The sequence below is a fragment of the Streptomyces camponoticapitis genome, assembly GCF_014646115.1.
Classification (GTDB): Bacteria; Actinomycetota; Actinomycetes; order Streptomycetales; family Streptomycetaceae; genus Streptomyces; species Streptomyces camponoticapitis.
The window spans coordinates 48,777-63,997 of sequence record NZ_BMMV01000016.1 but is presented as its reverse complement, the minus strand read 5'-3'; the positions used below and the strand labels follow the sequence as shown (position 1 = coordinate 63,997).

The 15,221-nt window shown below is 71.3% G+C and carries 14 protein-coding genes; 5 read left to right on the top strand and 9 right to left on the bottom strand.

Features of this window, described 5'->3' with window-relative positions:
- Window positions 1–104 precede the first annotated feature (104 nt).
- Genes IEY79_RS23205 through IEY79_RS23195 form a run of 3 tightly spaced genes read left to right on the top strand, consistent with a single transcriptional unit; the run spans window position 105 to window position 3,480 of the window.
- Window positions 105–2,021: a hypothetical protein gene (locus IEY79_RS23205; RefSeq protein WP_229701059.1), complete on the top strand. Its 1,917-nt coding sequence runs from the start codon at window positions 105–107 to the stop codon at window positions 2,019–2,021.
- Window positions 2,018–2,398, top strand: a complete 381-nt coding sequence (locus tag IEY79_RS23200) for a hypothetical protein (RefSeq protein ID WP_189109504.1) — start codon at window positions 2,018–2,020, stop codon at window positions 2,396–2,398. Before IEY79_RS23205 ends, IEY79_RS23200 begins: the two co-directional genes overlap by 4 nt.
- Window positions 2,398–3,480, top strand: a complete 1,083-nt coding sequence (locus IEY79_RS23195) for a glycoside hydrolase family 26 protein (protein ID WP_189109503.1) — start codon at window positions 2,398–2,400, stop codon at window positions 3,478–3,480. The genes IEY79_RS23200 and IEY79_RS23195 overlap by 1 nt, the downstream gene beginning before the upstream one ends.
- Before the next feature lie 18 nt (window positions 3,481–3,498).
- On the opposite strand, the gene IEY79_RS23190 is transcribed toward IEY79_RS23195, so the two are convergent.
- The 8 genes from IEY79_RS23190 to IEY79_RS23155 form a co-directional block, all read right to left on the bottom strand.
- Entirely contained in the window at window positions 3,499–4,575 is a 1,077-nt protein-coding gene (locus tag IEY79_RS23190) for a serine hydrolase domain-containing protein (protein ID WP_189109502.1), read from the bottom strand.
- The gene (locus IEY79_RS23185) at window positions 4,572–5,516 is read right to left on the bottom strand and encodes a DUF6895 family protein (RefSeq protein ID WP_189109501.1); all 945 of its coding nucleotides are present in this window, start codon (window positions 5,514–5,516) and stop codon (window positions 4,572–4,574) included. Before IEY79_RS23185 ends, IEY79_RS23190 begins: the two co-directional genes overlap by 4 nt.
- A complete protein-coding gene (locus IEY79_RS23180) occupies window positions 5,513–6,520 on the bottom strand; it encodes a DUF6895 family protein (protein WP_229701058.1) in 1,008 nt (335 codons plus the stop codon). The genes IEY79_RS23185 and IEY79_RS23180 overlap by 4 nt, the downstream gene beginning before the upstream one ends.
- Complete coding sequence (locus IEY79_RS23175) at window positions 6,517–7,209, bottom strand: hypothetical protein (RefSeq protein ID WP_189109500.1); 693 nt, start codon at window positions 7,207–7,209, stop codon at window positions 6,517–6,519. The genes IEY79_RS23180 and IEY79_RS23175 overlap by 4 nt, the downstream gene beginning before the upstream one ends.
- A 13-nt stretch (window positions 7,210–7,222) precedes the next feature.
- Window positions 7,223–7,408, bottom strand: a complete 186-nt coding sequence (locus IEY79_RS23170) for a hypothetical protein (protein ID WP_189109499.1) — start codon at window positions 7,406–7,408, stop codon at window positions 7,223–7,225.
- 77 nt (window positions 7,409–7,485) lie between these two features.
- Entirely contained in the window at window positions 7,486–9,552 is a 2,067-nt protein-coding gene (locus IEY79_RS23165) for a lipopolysaccharide biosynthesis protein (protein ID WP_189109605.1), read from the bottom strand.
- Window positions 9,553–9,631: 79 nt separating this feature from the next.
- Window positions 9,632–10,783: a DegT/DnrJ/EryC1/StrS family aminotransferase gene (locus IEY79_RS23160; protein ID WP_189109604.1), complete on the bottom strand. Its 1,152-nt coding sequence runs from the start codon at window positions 10,781–10,783 to the stop codon at window positions 9,632–9,634.
- A gap of 255 nt (window positions 10,784–11,038) precedes the next feature.
- Window positions 11,039–11,944, bottom strand: coding sequence for an RNA polymerase sigma factor SigF (locus tag IEY79_RS23155; RefSeq protein ID WP_189109498.1), 906 nt, complete (start codon window positions 11,942–11,944; stop codon window positions 11,039–11,041).
- Window positions 11,945–12,272: 328 nt separating this feature from the next.
- Between IEY79_RS23155 and IEY79_RS23150 the strand changes: the two genes are divergently transcribed.
- Complete coding sequence (locus IEY79_RS23150) at window positions 12,273–12,641, top strand: STAS domain-containing protein (RefSeq protein ID WP_189109497.1); 369 nt, start codon at window positions 12,273–12,275, stop codon at window positions 12,639–12,641.
- A 191-nt stretch (window positions 12,642–12,832) separates the two neighbouring features.
- Window positions 12,833–13,321 carry an ATP-binding protein gene (locus IEY79_RS23145; RefSeq protein WP_189109496.1) on the top strand — a complete coding sequence of 163 codons (489 nt, stop codon included), beginning with the start codon at window positions 12,833–12,835 and terminating at the stop codon, window positions 13,319–13,321.
- A gap of 115 nt (window positions 13,322–13,436) precedes the next feature.
- Here IEY79_RS23145 and IEY79_RS23140 read toward each other — a convergent pair whose 3' ends face one another.
- A complete protein-coding gene (locus IEY79_RS23140) occupies window positions 13,437–14,990 on the bottom strand; it encodes a peptide MFS transporter (RefSeq protein WP_189109495.1) in 1,554 nt (517 codons plus the stop codon).
- Between the last annotated feature and the right edge of the window lie 231 nt (window positions 14,991–15,221).

Sequence of the window (15,221 nt, the reverse complement as noted above, 5' to 3'; positions counted from 1 at the left end):
ACAGAGATGCACAAGAGCCACGCAAAAGCGCAGACAGTTCATATAATTCGCTGAAGGGGACAGCGGCGTGACGGCCGCGACACAGGGGTGGGGGGAGTCGCACCGTGCAACCACGCGTGCCCGCGCCGGACCTGGCCCAGCCTCGGACCGAGGCCGAGGCCCCGCCACCGACGCGACCACCCCCACCCCGGCCCCGCCGCGCGCTGGCACGGCTCTTACGGCCCCTGCGGCCTCAACTCCTGTTCTCCTGGCTGCCGTTGCTGGCCGGGGCCGTCCTGTGGGTCTACGCGCTGCCGCGCATCGGCTTCCGCTCCATGGGCGACTACGGGCTCCTCGACCGTTTCCCCGTCGCCTTCTACGTCGCCCTCGCCCTTCTCACCTGCGGATTCCTGGCCGCCCCGCGCCGCGCCGGAACCGCGCCGTGGTGGCCCGCGGGCTACTGCGTCGCCCTTCTCGTCGCGCTCAAGGCACCGCCCGCCGTGCTGTACGACTCCGTGCGCTACCCGTGGGCCTCCAAGCACGACGCCGTCGTCAACCAGCTCCTGCTCAACGGCGAACTGCGCCCCAACGGCGCCCTGTCGGGCAACATGTCCGCCTACGACCAGTGGCCCGGTTTCTTCACCCTCACCGGCGGGCTGGTCCGCGCCTTCGGTGTGGAGAGCGCGGCGGTGTTCCTCAACTGGGCCCCGATCGCGCTCGGTCTGCTGATGATGCCGGTGCTCGTGCTGCTCTACCGCACCTTCACCGAGGACTGGCGGCTGGTGTGGACCGCCGTGTGGATCTTCCAGCTCGCCAACTGGGTGGGGCAGGACTATCTGGCGCCGCAGGGCTTCGCCTATCTGCTCCATCTGGCCGTGATCGCCGTCGTGCTGCGGCACTTCGTGCTGCCGGGGTCGGCGGGCAGGCTGCGCGACCGGTCGTACCTCGACCCGGCGTCCGCCGCGGTGCCGCCGCCCACCGGCACCCGGCAGCGCGCCGTCTGCGTGGCCGTCCTCGCGCCGCTGATCCTGGCCGTCAACGCCGCGCACCAGCTCACGCCGGTGATGCTCTGCGTCTCGCTGTTCGCCCTGACCCTCACCCGCCGCTACCGCAACTACGGACTGCTGGCCGTCGCCGCCCTGATCATGCTGGCCTGGGACCTGACCATGGGCCGGCCGCTGTTCGTCGAGACCCTGGGCACCCTGCGCGACTCGCTGGGCGAGCTGACCGAGAACTCACGCGCCGGATACGCCGGTGAACTCACCGGCCCCGGCCCCGAACTCGCCGGTCGCGCAAACGTGCTGATGGTGCTCGCCGTCGCCGCGCTGGCGGGCGCGGCCCTGCTGCTGCGGCGCCGGCTGGTACGCGGCGCGCTGCCGCTGCTGCTCGTGTCCGTCGCACCCGTCCCGCTGTTCGTCGTCAACGACTACGGCGGCGAAATGCTCTTCCGGGTCTATCTGTTCGGGCTGCCCGGCGCCGCGTTCTTCGCGGCGGCGACGCTCGTGCCCGCCGTCGGCGACGCCCGGCACGGACTCCGCCGACGGGCCGCCGCGCTCACGCTCCATCTCGCGCTGCCCGTCGCGCTCCTCGCGCTGCTGGCCGGCTTCCTGCCCTCGTACTACGGCAAGGAGAAGATGTACTACACCCCGCCCGCCGAGACCGCGCTCGTCACCCGCGCGATCGACCGGGCGCCCGACGGTGCGCTGATCCTCGCCACCACCGGCTCCTTCCCGCAGGCGCTGCACCGCTACGACCGCGTGGAGCACTGGTTCTTCGCCGAGCAGGAACTCCCCGAGAACGAGCGGATGCTGGCGGACCCCGCCCGCTATCTGGCCGACCGGATCCCGCCCGGCACCGACGCGTACGTGATCCTCACCCGCACGCAGGACATCTACGCGGCCGGTGAGGGGCTGCTGCCACCGGGCGGCTTCTCCACCCTGCGGTCGCGGCTCAGCGTCTCGCCCCTCTTCCGGGTGGTGGAGGTGCACACGTACGGCATCGTCCTGCGGTACCGGCCGGACGCGGAAGGTGAGAGCCCATGACGTGGGATCATTTACGGCTCCGACTGCCGCTGGCCCTCGCCGGCTGGGGCGCGCTCGCCGTGACCGCCCTGCCCGGTGGTTCACCACTGCGCTGGGTCCCAGTGCTGCTCTTCGTCTGTTTCGGACCCGGTCTCGCGCTTCTCCACCCGCAGCGCGGCACGCTGCGCCCGGCCGCCCGTATCGAGGCCCTCGCGCTCGCGGCCCCGCTCAGCCTCTCCCTCGCGGTCACCGTCTCCACCACGCTCTTCCTGGTGCGCGGCTTCTCCGCGACGGCCTTCCTGGTGACGCTGGCGGCGATCACGACCGTGGCCGCCGCCCTGCCGGGGCTGCCCCTGCCCGCCGCGACGTGGGGCGCGGCCGGCCGGAGAGAACGCTGATGGCGCCGCGGCTGAGCGACGTCGAGAAGCAGGCGTACACGGTGATCGTCCTGGTCGCCGTCGGGCTGCTCATCGCGGGGATCGGCATCTGGGCCACCGAGTCGGACGGGCCGGTGGACAGCTGCGCCGCCACGGACCGGCTGGAGCCGCCGTGCGGCGCGTGGTGGGGGGCGTACGTCCCGTACGCGGAGGACGGCCCGGCGGAAGGCTCGCTCACCAGGGCGGTGTACGCCTTCGAGAAGAAGATCGGACGCAGGCTCGACCTTGTTTACAACTACCACGACATGTCGAACACCGAACTCGACGGACAGCTCCTCACCCCCGACGAGCGGGAGCTGGGCGAGGACCGGATGCTGATGCTGGCCTGGGAGTCCACGGTCTGGCGTGAGCCGCACCACGCGAACTGGACGGAGGACCAGCTGGGCTGGGCGAACATCGCCGCCGGGAAGCACGACGAGGAGATCATCGATCCGCAGGCGCGCCGCATCAAGGAGTACGGCGAGGAGCACGGCAAGCGGATCTTCCTCTCCTTCGACCAGGAGGTGGACGCCCGTATCAAGGAGGGCGCGGGCACCCCTGGGGAGTACGTCGCCGCGTACCGCCATCTCCGCGACCGCTTCGAGGAGTTGGGCGTCGACAACGTGGTGTGGGTGTGGACGGTCTCCGGCTATCTGGGCAGCGCGGACCAGATGAAGGCGCTGTATCCGGGGGACGACTACGTCGACTGGATCGGCATGGACCAGTACAACTACTTCCTCTGCCACGACACGACCGACTGGAAGGACTTCGAGCGCAGTCAGCGCCCCACCTATGACTGGCTGCGGGCCAACGTCTCGTCCGAGAAGCCGCTGATGCTGGCGGAGTTCGGCACCGTGCCCGACCCGGCGGACCCCGCCCGACAGCGCGACTGGTACGCGGGCATCCCCGAATCGGTGCGCACGATGCCGGAGGTGAAGGCCCTGGTGCAGTGGAACAGACCGGTGCCGGGCGACAACTGCGATCTGACCGTCAACGAGGGCCCGGGGCTGGCGGGTTACCGCGAGGCGGGCCGGGACGACTACTTCCGGCAACCGCCGCCGTAGGGCGGCACGACCCGGCTCTCAGCCGCCGAACAGCACCTCGTACGCCGTCGGCACGAATCGGTCGGCCCGCCGGAACCTCCGTGTCGCCACCGCGGCCACCGCCGTCCCCGTCCCCGGACAGAACCCGATGAACGCCTGCTGCCCGCTCGTCGCCCCGCAGTGGAAGTACGCCGGACCGTTCTCGGTCGGATGCTGGAACCAGGTCAGGGTGTGCGTGTGCGCCTTGCCCATTCCGCGCCGCAGCACGGGGCGGCGCACCGCGTGCAGCGCGTGCGCCAGCGCCGGTGTGCGTTCGGGCCGCAGATGCGCCTCCAGGAAGGTGAGCAGGTCGTGCGGCGTGGCTCGGACCGCGCCGGCCGCCGCGAAGCCGCCGATACGCAGCGGGGGCACCTCGCTGACGCCGTCCCCGGCGTGCCCGATCGCGTCGGTCGCCGTGCCGGCGCCACGTGTCGAGGTGGCGGACAGACCGAGCGGCACCAGCACCTGTTCCTCCATCAGCGCGTCCCAGCTCGTGCGGGTGGCGCAGGAGAGCGCGTGCCCGAGCACGGAGACGCCGAAGTTGGAGTAGTGCCAGCGCCTGCCGGGCCGGTGGCGCGGTCGCGCGCGCAGGAACGCGTCGACCACGCGATGCGCCGGATATCCCGCGAACGGATTGGTCGCCCAGTGCGGCAGCGCCTGCCGGTAGAAGTCGCGCGGCAGGGCGGGCAGCCCGGACGTGTGGGTGATCAGATGGCGCAGTGTGATCGGCGCGACGGGCGGCGGCCGGTGTCCGAGACAGTCCGCGGCGGAGTCCTCGTACGCGATGTGGCCGGTCCGCGCGAGCCGGGCCAGGAGCAGACCGGCGAACGGCTTGGACGCGGAGCCGATCTCGTAACGCAGCCCCTCCGCGCCGGGCGAGGCGCGGACGGTGCGACGGCCGTGCACGGAGACGGCGAACACGACCTCCGGCGCTTCGACCGCGCGCACGGCCGCGTCGAGCCGTTCACGCGGCGTACCGGCGACGGCGGGGCGCGCGGCCGGCGTGACCTCCCGCTCGGGCCGCGCGGACGGTGTGCCGCCGCCGTCCTCGGCCTCGGTGAGCTCGTGCCCGCTCATGACGCCACGGGCGCCGTCAGACGTGCCATGGCGCGCGAGGTGGCCAGTACGGAGGCGAAGGCGGCGACCAGGGTCGGGTGGTAGACGATGTCGAACACGTCGTCGCGGCTCCCCTCCGGCATCTCCCGGACGGCGGGCATCGCGCCGTCCGGCTGCTGCGCGGCGGCGAAGCCGCGCCACGCGCGCTCGTCCAGGGTCGGTTCGGGCAGACAGGCGTCCACGACGAGCAGTTCGCCCAGCAGGTCCCAGCGCTTCAGGTCCAGCCAGTCGTCCAGCCACACCGGCAGCCAGAGGGCGAGATAGTCGGCGATGTGCGGCGGAAGCCCGGCCGGATTGCGGCCCCAGCCGGTCAGATGGAAGACCGTGTGGGTGATGTCGTACCCGATGTGGCCCTCGACGGTCCACGGTTCGGGCGTACGCGCGAGCCAGGTACGGGCGGTCGCCTCGTCGACCGGAGTGCTCGGCGCGAGCCCGAAGCGCTCCTCGTACGTGGAGATGCCCAGCCGCCGGACGGGCAGCACCTCCAGGGCGGCCCAGCTGCCGAGCCGGTGGTTGAGGTGCGCGGCCCGCTCGGTCTCCGGTTCCTGGTAGCCCATCTCCTTGAACGGCAGATACACCTCGAAGGGGATGGGCGAGATCGGCTCCTGGCGCCGGCCGCGCGCCAGCATCCGCCCGCCGTCGAGGGCGTCGCGCCACAGGTGGTCCATCAGGCCGCGGGCGAGGGAGGCCTGTCGTGAGCCGGCCACCCCTTCCCGGAAGAGGATCTTGCAGATCATGGCGGCCTCGCCGATCGGCTTGAAGCGCTCCAGGAAGCCCACTTCGGGGTCGGCGTCCGGTTCGAGACGGAAACCGGCGCGGTTGGTGTGCAGCCACTCCATCGCGTGCGCGCCGACGCCGTGGACGAGCCGCACATGGTCGGCGCTCGTGTTGTCCGTCGTCATGCGACGCCTTCCTGTGCGGTGGCCGGGAGGGGGTCGGTGAGTGTGGCGGCGAACGCCGCCAGCAGTGTGGAGTGGTAGCAGTGGGCGAAGTCCCTGGCAGGCTCGTGAGGACGCCCCAGACCGGTCTCGGGGAGGCCGCCGGCCGCGTCCTGGACTTCGGTGATCCGCGCCCACGCGGCCTCGACCGTGCCCCCGAGGTCCCCGTCCCGGTACGAGGGAGCGCCGGGAAGACATCCCGCGACGGCGAGCAGTTCACAGCCCAGGTCCCACTGCTCCGCGTCCAGACAGGTGTCCAGCCACGGGGGGAGCCAGACCTCCAGATACCCGGCCAGGTCGGCCGGCATCCGGTGCCGGGCGTTGCCCCAGTCGGTCAGGTGGAAGACGACGTGCGTCAGCCCGTAGCCCGCCGTCCGCTCGAACGTCCACGGCTCGGGCAGCCCGCCCAGCCAGGTGCGCGCGAGCGCGGCCGAGGGCTCCCCGGACGGCGGAAGGCCCACCCGGCGCTCGGAGTTGAGCACGCCCAGACGCCGGTTCGGCTCCTGCTCGATCCGCTCCCAGCCGCGCGTGCGCCGCACCGTCGCGGCCAGTTCCTCGAAGCCCGGGTGCCGCAGACCGGCGGCGGCGAACGCCGCGTAGATCTCCAGCGGATACGTCGCGAAGGGCTCTTCCCGCAGCAGGTCGAGGAAGAGCCGTCCCTGCCGGGTCTGGTCCCACGCGAAGTCCAGCAGCTCCGACGCCTGCCGGTGGCGGCCGGAGCCGGGCCGGCTGTGCGCCCGCATCGAGAAGGCGAGCTGGCCCAGTTCGCCGAGCGGCTTCAGCGTGCGGTTGACCTCGGCGTCCGGGGACAGCACGTCGCCGGGGAGCCGGAAGAGGTCGCGATGGTCGTGGACCCATCCCAGGGCGGTCCGGGAGACGCGGGCCGCCGCCGACCCCGGGACGCCGTGGGGCAGCCCCGGAAACTCCTCCGACGGTCCGGGGACCTCGGTCGTCCGGGGCGTACTCATCCTCGTCCCCCGGCACGGATGTGCCGCGCGGCGTGGACATGCAGACCGACCCGGGCGTCGGTCCCGGCCATCTGGCCGACGAATTCGAGCCCGGTGTCCAGCCCGAGCGTGTCGGGGACACCGTCGATGACGCTCAGCCAGCGCCCGGCACCGGCCGCCTGGAGCCAGTCACGGCGCCTTACCGCGCGTACGAAGCCGCGCGCCACGTCCACGGGCCTGCGTGCCGCCGCCTGGGCGACCGCCGAATCGGCGCCCGGGACTGCGAGCGCCCCGAGGAGCGAAAGCTGGTGCGTCAGCCGGGGCCAGTCCAGGCCGTCCAGCCAGGAGGCGTCGGGCCCGTCGTGCGCCCCGGTCGCGGGTTCGTCGAGCCGGTGCAGCGTCTGGGTCATCGCCCAGTGGCTCCACACCGTCGTCTCGGACGACCTGGCGCCGGGGGCGAAGGCGTGCAGGGCGCGCTGGAAGACCGCCAGGTCGTCCGGGAGCGGCCGACGGCGGGTGAGCACGCTGGGCAGCAGGACGTCGGCGCCCAGCACGCGCACCGCCGCCAGGCCCAGCCGGTCGTCCGCGAGGGTGCCCACGGTGCCGCCCACCACAGAGGAGTGGCCCCCGTCCCGCAGGACGGAGACCACCTCTGAAGCGAGGTCATGCACCACGCCCGCCAGGCGCGGAGAGGTACCTGACTGCTCCATTCGACGTCTCCCGTCAGCCCTTCTTCGGGCGGGGGGTGGGAGGCGAGAGGAGGACGGCGCCCGCGCCGCCCACCAGCGCGAGCGCGGCGCACTCACGGCTGTCGCGGTAGGTCCCCTCCGCCTCGCTCGGGCTCAGGACGGCGTCGATGTCGAGGTCGAAGTCCCTGGTGGCTTCACGGGCGTTGGTCTCAGTGGACATGCCATTCATCCCCTCAGAAGGAAGCTGATTTCCCGTACCCACTCAGTTGACATCACGGGTGTGATACTCGCAAACGCTCACCGGCCGGACGGGGCTCTTCCCCTGGTGATCCGCGAGAGTACGGCGGTGACGGCGGCCACCAGCAGACCGATGGTCACCGGGACGGCGACCGTGGCGAACGCGCCCTGTGCCGACCAGCCCACCACCGCGAGGCACCAGACCGCCGTCGCGACCGCCCGGCCGTCCAGCCCCCCGCCCCCGCGCCCGCGTGACGCGCGGAGCGCGACGGCGGCCAGCCCCAGGCAGAGCAGTTGCAGTGCGACGGGAAGAAGCACCAACGCCCTTGCCTCACCGACCAGTTGGGCGAGAGCGTCGGTGAGCGGCCGGTGCCAGGGGCCGGACACCTCCTCGGGCCGGACGCCGAGGAGGGCCGGCGCCCCGTGCAGCGCGCCGAACAGGGCCAGCAGGCCGGCTGTGAGCAGGAGCGGACGCGACCGTACAAGCGCCACGGCCGCGCACTGGACGACGACGAGCAGCACCCCGGCGCCCACGGTCCACGGCGGAAGCGCGGCGATGAGCTGGGCCCCCGACACCCGGTCCGCGCCGATGCCGGCCGTACCCCACAGCGGTATCCAGAACAGCCCGGCGGCCACAGCCAGCAGCAGCCACAGCGCGGCGGCCGACAGGTGCCCCCCGCCGCGCGGCGGGGGGGCCGTTCGGGTCGGTGGCCTTGGCCGCGGGGGAGCCGTGGACTTCGGTGCCCGTACCACCGGCAGCCCGAAGGCCGGGGTCGCCGTGTCGTACCCGCCTCCCGAGTACGTGGTCCGCCTCACCGCGTCGAGCGGTTCGTCCCCAGGACGCTGCCCTCGCTCGGCGGCCTCGCGCGCCCACGTCGTCCCGTACTCCTTGTCCCGGTCCCGCCCGTGTCCTTTCAGCGCCGACCGCAGCCCCGGCGCCGCGACCAGCGCGACCAGCGTCATGGACAGGAGCATCGCCAGCCCGGCCCCCGAGATCCCGGCGGGCCCGAGCAGCACGACCGCGCTGCCGAGGACACACACGCACATCGCGCCCTGAAGGGCGGCGAGCATGCCCGTACGGCCCTGGACACGCAGCACGCCGATGTACAGCTCCACGACGACCCGGGGCAGCGCGGCGGCGGCCAGCAGCCGCAGCACCGTCGAGCCGTGCTCGGCGTAGTCCGCCCCGAAGGGCGCGAGCACCTGCGGCGCGAAGACCACCAGCACCAGCACCACGGGCACCAGCAGCAACGCCATCCGGCGCAGCGCCCCCCGTACGCCCTCGGCCAGCCGCTCGGGGGAGTGCGAGGCGTGCGCGGTCAGGGACGAGGCCATGTTGATGGCCATGAACTCCATCGTCCCGCCGACGGTGTAGGCGGTGTAGAAGAACGCGTTGTGCGCCGCGTCGAAGCGGACGGCGACCATCACCGGCAGCAGGTTGATCATCGCCAGGCTGAACAGGGCGCCGACCGAGTCGCCGGCCAGGAACCGCCCGATGTCCCCCGGGCGCGGCGGCTCACGGTCCCGGTCGGCGGCGGCCTGGCGCGGGATGAGCCGGCGGAACACCAGCCAGCCGAGGGGCAGTACGGACAGGGCGATCGCCGCCGCCCACGACACGAAGACGCCGAGGACCGGCATCGCGGTGGCGAACGCGACAAGGAGCACCAGTTTGCCGAGGGAGAAGACCGCGTTGCCGACCGGCACCCAGAAGGCCCTGCGCAGCCCGGTGAGCACCCCGTCCTGGAGGGTGAGCAGCGCCCAGGCCACGCACGCGCCGGTGAAGACGAGCCCGGCGGTGACGCCGTCGAGCGGCGCGTACGACGGGCCCCACAGGTCGAGCGTCAGCAGGAAGACCACACAGGCGACGCAGACGACCGCCGAACTGACCGCGTACGCCCGCCGGACCAGCGCCCCGGTCGCGCGCCCGGCCCGGGGCACGTAACGCACCACCGCCCCGATCATGGTGGTCGCGGTGATGGATGACAGCAGTCGCATGGCGGCGATGGCGGCGGAGCCCTGGCCGACGGCCTCCTCGGTGTAGTAGCGGGCGGCGACCAGCCAGAAGCCGAGACCGAGGGCGGCGGAGACGCCGGTGGAGAGCATCAGCGCGTACGCGTTGCGGAACATCGAGTCGCTGTTGGCCGCGCCGCCGCTCCCGCCTTCGCCGGCGGGCTCTTCCCGCGCCACCGTCTCCGTGCGCGAGGTGTCAGTCACCGACGCGCTCCGGGGGTGAAGCGGGCTCGGCCCCCGACTCGCTCAGTACGGCGATGACTTGGGGGGCCCGTAACGGATCGGCCGGCAGCGCGTGCCGGGCGAACCAGGCTGCGGGCGCGGGGTGCGGCGACGCGTCGGTGAAGACGTCACCCGCGTACACGTCGAGCGGCGGGTCGTACAGATAGCCGGTGGTGATCCGGCGACGGGCGAGCGCGGCGACGGCGGCGTCCCGGTCGGCGACCAGCAACGGCACCCGGAACAGCGGCTGCGCCGCTCCGTGCGGCCCGGGAGCCGCCCACGACGTCCCCAACAGCCGCCGCGTGCCCTCCCGGTGGGCCCCGAGCAGCGGATCGAGCCCGGACAGCAGCCGTTCGGTACGTCCGAGGCGGACGCGGCCCGGCGTGATGCGGTACCGGTGCATGTCCACCCGCACCCACGAGTCGAAGCCGCCCAGCCCCGGCTCACCGGCCAGCGCCTCCTTCAGATCACCCGGCCGCAGCTCCATCCGGATGTCCCGGCGCTCCTCGGCACCGGCCGCGCGCAGCAGTCCCCGCGCCGCCCGCACCAGCCGCATCCCGCGCACGCCTGCCTCCGCGTACGGGCGTACGGCGTAGGTGAGTTCGGCGGCGAGCCTGGACGGTTCGAGGAGCGCGTCGCGGGCCGCCGCCAGTTCCGTACGGAGCCCGGGGTCGGCCACGGCGAGGAACCCGCCGGTCTTGGCGCCCACATGCTTGGAGAGGCTGAAGACGGCCGCGTCCCCGAAGGTGCCGACGGCCTGCCCGCCGACCTCGCTGCCGATGGCATGGGCGGCGTCCTCGATCAACGGGATGCCCAACGCGTCGCAGCGGGCGCGCAGTTCGGGCGCGGGATCGGGGTTCCCGTACAGATTCGTGGTCAGTACGGCGGACAGCCCGCGCCAGTCGGACTCCGGGACGGCCGCCAGGTCGATCGACCCGTCCCGCGCGTCCAACGGCGCCTGGACCGGGCGCAGTCCGGCGGCGAGCACCACGAACATGATCACGTCGTCGTTGACCGGCGACATCAGCACCCGGCCGCCGGGCGGGCACCAGTGGCGCAGCGCCACATAGAGCCCGAGCCGGCACGACGGCACGTAAAGACACTCCCTGCCGAGACGTCGCCGCATCAGACCTTCCAGCGCGGCGTACGGCGTCGGACAGCCCACCCCAAGAGCCATACCGTTTCCCCCTGCCCCCGGATCAATGTGGCCTTACGGGATGCTCCCGTCAATACGGTCTCCGGCCGGTCCGGCGCATCAGGGGCGGGCGGTCGGTGCGGCGGTGCGCCGCGCAGGGCCGGCCGGTGGGGGCCGTGGAGCGACGAACGGGGCGCCGCGGCCGTAACTTCCAGGCCGCGACGCCCCGTTCACCGAAATCCCCGCTCACTCGTCGAGGGTCAGACCCTTCCGCAGCTTGACGAGGGTGCGTGACAGCAGCCGGGACACGTGCATCTGGGAGATGCCGAGCTCCTCACCGATCTCCGACTGCGTCATGTTGGCCACGAACCGCAGCGAGAGGATCGTCCGGTCGCGAGCCGGAAGCCCGGCGATCAGCGGCTTCAGCGACTCGACGTACTCGATGCCCTCGATCCCGTGGTCCTCGTAGCCGATGCGGTCCGCGAGCGCGCCCTCGGTGTCGTCCTCCTCCGGCTGCGCGTCCAGCGAGCTCGCCGTGTACGCGTTGCTCGCCGCCATCCCCTCGACGACCTCGTCCTTGGTGATGCCGAGCCGGCCGGCGAGTTCGGCGACGGTCGGCGCGCGGTCCAGCTGCTGGGACAGCTCGTCGCCGGCCTTGGCCAGTTCGAGACGGAGCTCCTGGAGCCTTCGCGGGACCCGTACCGACCAGGAGGTGTCGCGGAAGAAGCGCTTGATCTCGCCGACGATCGTCGGCATCGCGAAGGTGGGGAACTCGACGCCCCTGCTGAGTTCGAAGCGGTCGATGGCCTTGATCAAGCCGATCGTGCCGACCTGGATGATGTCCTCCATGGGCTCGCTGCGGGAGCGGAACCGGGAGGCGGCGAACTTGACCAGGGCGAGATTCAGCTCGACCAGGGTGTTGCGCACGTACGCGTGCTCGTGGGTGCCCTCTTCCAGGCCTTCGAGGCGCCCGAAGAGCGTCTTGGACAGAGCCCGGGCGTCCAGTGCGCCGATCTCGTCGAGGGGCGGGATCTCTGGCATGCCATCGAGGCCCGGGAAACCGGCCGCGAGTGTGGCGCCGGTCTCGTCAGGTTCGGACGGGATTGTCGACGGCGCGTCTTGGGTACGCGGTTCGTCGAGCCGGGGTGACATGGTCTCCTCCATACGTTCTCGGCATATGGCTGCCGATGCCAATACGCGCTGCTGCGGTTTGCGGCGCCTCCATGGCCGGTCGTTTCGGTCCGGATTCTTGTGTCGGTTACTAGCCCTATCGGTTCAGCGCGGACGCGTGCAAGTGTCAATTCGTACGTATGTCCGCCTTGTGGGGGAGATTGGCTTCCGGAGACCGTTTGAAAGGCGTAATGTTCCGTCGAACGTCACGGCACGTGGCGCGACGACGGGCACGATCAGAGCGCGACTGCGACAACTTCTGAAACATCTGACGACGGCGCACGACATGGCAGAAGAGGGACGGACGGGCATGGACCGCCAGACGGTCGGCAGCACGAACCGGGGCCGGCTTCGGGTCGAAGTTCGGACCGAGGGCCGGAGCGAGGTCGTGACAGCCGCGGGTGAGTTGGATCACCACACCGCCGAGCTGTTGCGCGCACCTCTGGACGAAGCACTCGACCAGGGCCGGGTACGGCTCGTGATCGACTGCTCGCAGCTCGAATTCTGTGACTCGACCGGGCTGAACGTACTGCTTGGTGCCCGTCTCAAGGCCGAAGCGGCCGGCGGGGCCGTCCATCTGGCCGCGATGCTGCCGGTGGTCGCCAGGGTCTTCGAAATCACCGGCGCCGACGCGGTCTTCACCGTGCACGATTCGCTGGAAGCGGCTCTTGCCGACTGACCCGGGGGCCCTGCGAGGTCCTCGCGGGAACCAGATGTTGCAAGAGTCACGTCACCCACGTAGGTCTTGTGGGTGTTGTCACGATTACGCCGGGCAGAAGAGACCCCAGGCCGGTCGGGACAGGCCAGACACTCTCTGTACCGAGGTAACGACTAATTCGCGAACCGGTGAATCGGTGAGGTGAAGCGCTGATGAGCACCACCCGGCAGTTTCCGCCGGGCGATTTCGGCTCCGAGCCGGACGGCGCGGGTACCCACTCCGCCGAGCCCGAAGGCCGGGTACGCACCCTGGCACTGGGCAACGCCAGCGGTATCGTCCCGATGGCCCGCGACTTCACCCGGCAGGCCCTCTACGACTGGGGCTGGCTGCCGGCGGAGACCGCGGACCGCCGCGCCGCCGCGGAGGACGTACTGCTCGTCGTCTCCGAGCTGGTCACCAACGCCTGCCTGCACGCCGATGGCCCCGAAGAGCTGCGGGTCTCCTCCGACAGCAAGATGCTGCGCCTTGAGGTCACCGACCGGGGCGCCGGCCAGCCCGCGCCCCGTACGCCGCACCGCGCCGGACGACCGGGGGGGCACGGCATGTTCATCGTGCAGCGGCTCTGTCTGGACTGGGGCGTCTCCCGTACGCCGGGAGCGCCCGGCAAGACGGTCTGGGCGATCCTCGCGGCCCCGTCCTAGGCTCGTGTCCTCAAGGTCCCGCCCGGTCCGCGACGCCCGGCACGGCACCTCGCCGCGTTGGGGCCGGAGCCGCGGTCCCGGCATCGGACATCGGCCCGTCAGCGCACGTCCCCCATCAGCGCACGTCCCCCATCAGCGCACGCACCTTCCTGCGGTACATGAAGACCGCGAAGCCGGCGAGCGTGGCCAGCGCCGCCTCCAAGGCGACCACCCCCGTACGGCTCAGATCGACACCGGCGATGGAGAGCATCCCCGTCACCGAGTCGCCCGCGGTGACCGCGAGGAACCACACGCCCATCATCCGACTGGCGTACTTCGCCGGAGCCATCTTCGTCGTCACCGAGAGACCGACCGGTGAGACGCACAGCTCGCCCACCGTCTGGATCAGATAGATGCCCACCAGCCACACCGGGCTGACCAGGGTGCCGTCCGCCGCCAGCATCAGCGGGATCAGGAAGAAGAAGAACGAGACGCCCACGAAGGCCAGGCCCGCGGAGAACTTCACGACCGTGCTCGGCTCCTGGCCCCGCCGGTTCAGCCAGAGCCAGAGCCAGGCGACGACCGGGGCCAGCGCCATGATGAAGACGGGGTTCAGCGACTGGTACCAGGACGTCGGGAAGCCGATGCCGAAGACATGGTCGGCGGCCTTCGTCGTCCCGAACGCCTGGATCGTCGACCCGCCCTGGTCGTAGATCATCCAGAAGACGGCGGCGGCGACGAAGAACCAGATGTAGCCGGACATCTTCGTCTGCTCGGACGGCGAGAGATCCTTGTCGCGCTTTATCCGGATCAGCACCCCGGCCGGGATGACGATGCCCGCCAGCGTCAGCGGCACCATCGCCCAGTTGATCGTGAAGTGGCCGGTGAAGACGACCAGTCCGTAGAAGACCGAGCCGATCAGCAGCCAGGTCAGCCCCTTCGTCAGCCAGCTCGCCCGTTCCTCGCGGGACAGCGGCGTCGGGACGATGCTGCTCCGCGGGGCCAGGTGCTTCGTACCGAGCAGGAACACGATCAGGCCGATGCCCATGCCGAGCGCCGCGAGCGCGAAGCCGAGGTGCCAGCTGTACTTCTCACCGACGGTGCCGATGATCAGCGGCGCGAAGAAGGCACCGATGTTGATGCCCATGTAGAAGATGGTGAACCCGCCGTCGCGGCGCGGGTCGTCGGTGCCGTCGTAGAGATGGCCGACCATCGTGGAGATGTTGGACTTCAGCAGCCCCGAGCCGAGAGCCACCAGCGCCAGACCGGCGAAGAAGGTGCCCGAGCCCGGCAGGGCGAGCGTCAGATGCCCCACCATGATGGTGCAGGCCGCGATCGTCACGGTCTTGCGCGGGCCCCAGACCCGGTCGCCCAGCCAGCCGCCGGGCATGGCCAGCAGATAGACCATCGACAGATAGACGGAGTAGATGGCCGTCGTGGTGGCCAGGGTCAGCCCGAGGCCGCCCTCCTGGAGGCTCTTCGACGCGTCGGGGCCGCCCGAGATCAGATAGATCGTGAGCAGAGCCCTCATGCCGTAGAAGCTGAAGCGTTCCCACATCTCCGTCATGAAGAGCGTGGCCAGTCCGCGCGGGTGGCCGAAGAACGTCTTCTCGGGAACGCCGTGGGGGCCGGTGGCTGTGGGGCGGCCGCCGGTCGGGTCGGGGGAGTCCTTGGTGAGGCTGGACGCCATGGGGGGATCCTTGCTCGATCGGGTTCATGAAAACGGGATCTTCGGCCGCCGAGCTGCCAAAGATCCCCAATTGGTCCTACGGAACGCCATGCCACCCTAGGGCATGACAGAGAGGCATATGGAATGACTTGAGGGATGAATCACAGGCATCTGTGTCACCGTGGGCCTCATTCGAAGGCGGGTGGCCCAATCGCATCCCAGAGCCACAGGCATCGGCGATCACTGCCCGGA

What these genes read in the sequence shown, in the direction of transcription:
- IEY79_RS23155 (WP_189109498.1), bottom strand. Translation starts at nt 11,944, where the DNA reads ATGTCACCCCGGCTCGACGAACCGCGTACCCAAGACGCGCCGTCGACA.
- IEY79_RS23200 (WP_189109504.1), top strand. Translation starts at nt 2,018, where the DNA reads ATGACGTGGGATCATTTACGGCTCCGACTGCCGCTGGCCCTCGCCGGC.
- IEY79_RS23175 (WP_189109500.1), bottom strand. Translation starts at nt 7,209, where the DNA reads ATGGAGCAGTCAGGTACCTCTCCGCGCCTGGCGGGCGTGGTGCATGAC.
- IEY79_RS23150 (WP_189109497.1), top strand. Translation starts at nt 12,273, where the DNA reads ATGGACCGCCAGACGGTCGGCAGCACGAACCGGGGCCGGCTTCGGGTC.
- IEY79_RS23145 (WP_189109496.1), top strand. Translation starts at nt 12,833, where the DNA reads ATGAGCACCACCCGGCAGTTTCCGCCGGGCGATTTCGGCTCCGAGCCG.
- IEY79_RS23190 (WP_189109502.1), bottom strand. Translation starts at nt 4,575, where the DNA reads ATGAGCGGGCACGAGCTCACCGAGGCCGAGGACGGCGGCGGCACACCG.
- IEY79_RS23180 (WP_229701058.1), bottom strand. Translation starts at nt 6,520, where the DNA reads ATGAGTACGCCCCGGACGACCGAGGTCCCCGGACCGTCGGAGGAGTTT.
- IEY79_RS23185 (WP_189109501.1), bottom strand. Translation starts at nt 5,516, where the DNA reads ATGACGACGGACAACACGAGCGCCGACCATGTGCGGCTCGTCCACGGC.
- IEY79_RS23140 (WP_189109495.1), bottom strand. Translation starts at nt 14,990, where the DNA reads ATGGCGTCCAGCCTCACCAAGGACTCCCCCGACCCGACCGGCGGCCGC.
- IEY79_RS23195 (WP_189109503.1), top strand. Translation starts at nt 2,398, where the DNA reads ATGGCGCCGCGGCTGAGCGACGTCGAGAAGCAGGCGTACACGGTGATC.
- IEY79_RS23170 (WP_189109499.1), bottom strand. Translation starts at nt 7,408, where the DNA reads ATGTCCACTGAGACCAACGCCCGTGAAGCCACCAGGGACTTCGACCTC.
- IEY79_RS23160 (WP_189109604.1), bottom strand. Translation starts at nt 10,783, where the DNA reads ATGCGGCGACGTCTCGGCAGGGAGTGTCTTTACGTGCCGTCGTGCCGG.
- IEY79_RS23165 (WP_189109605.1), bottom strand. Translation starts at nt 9,552, where the DNA reads ATGTTCCGCAACGCGTACGCGCTGATGCTCTCCACCGGCGTCTCCGCC.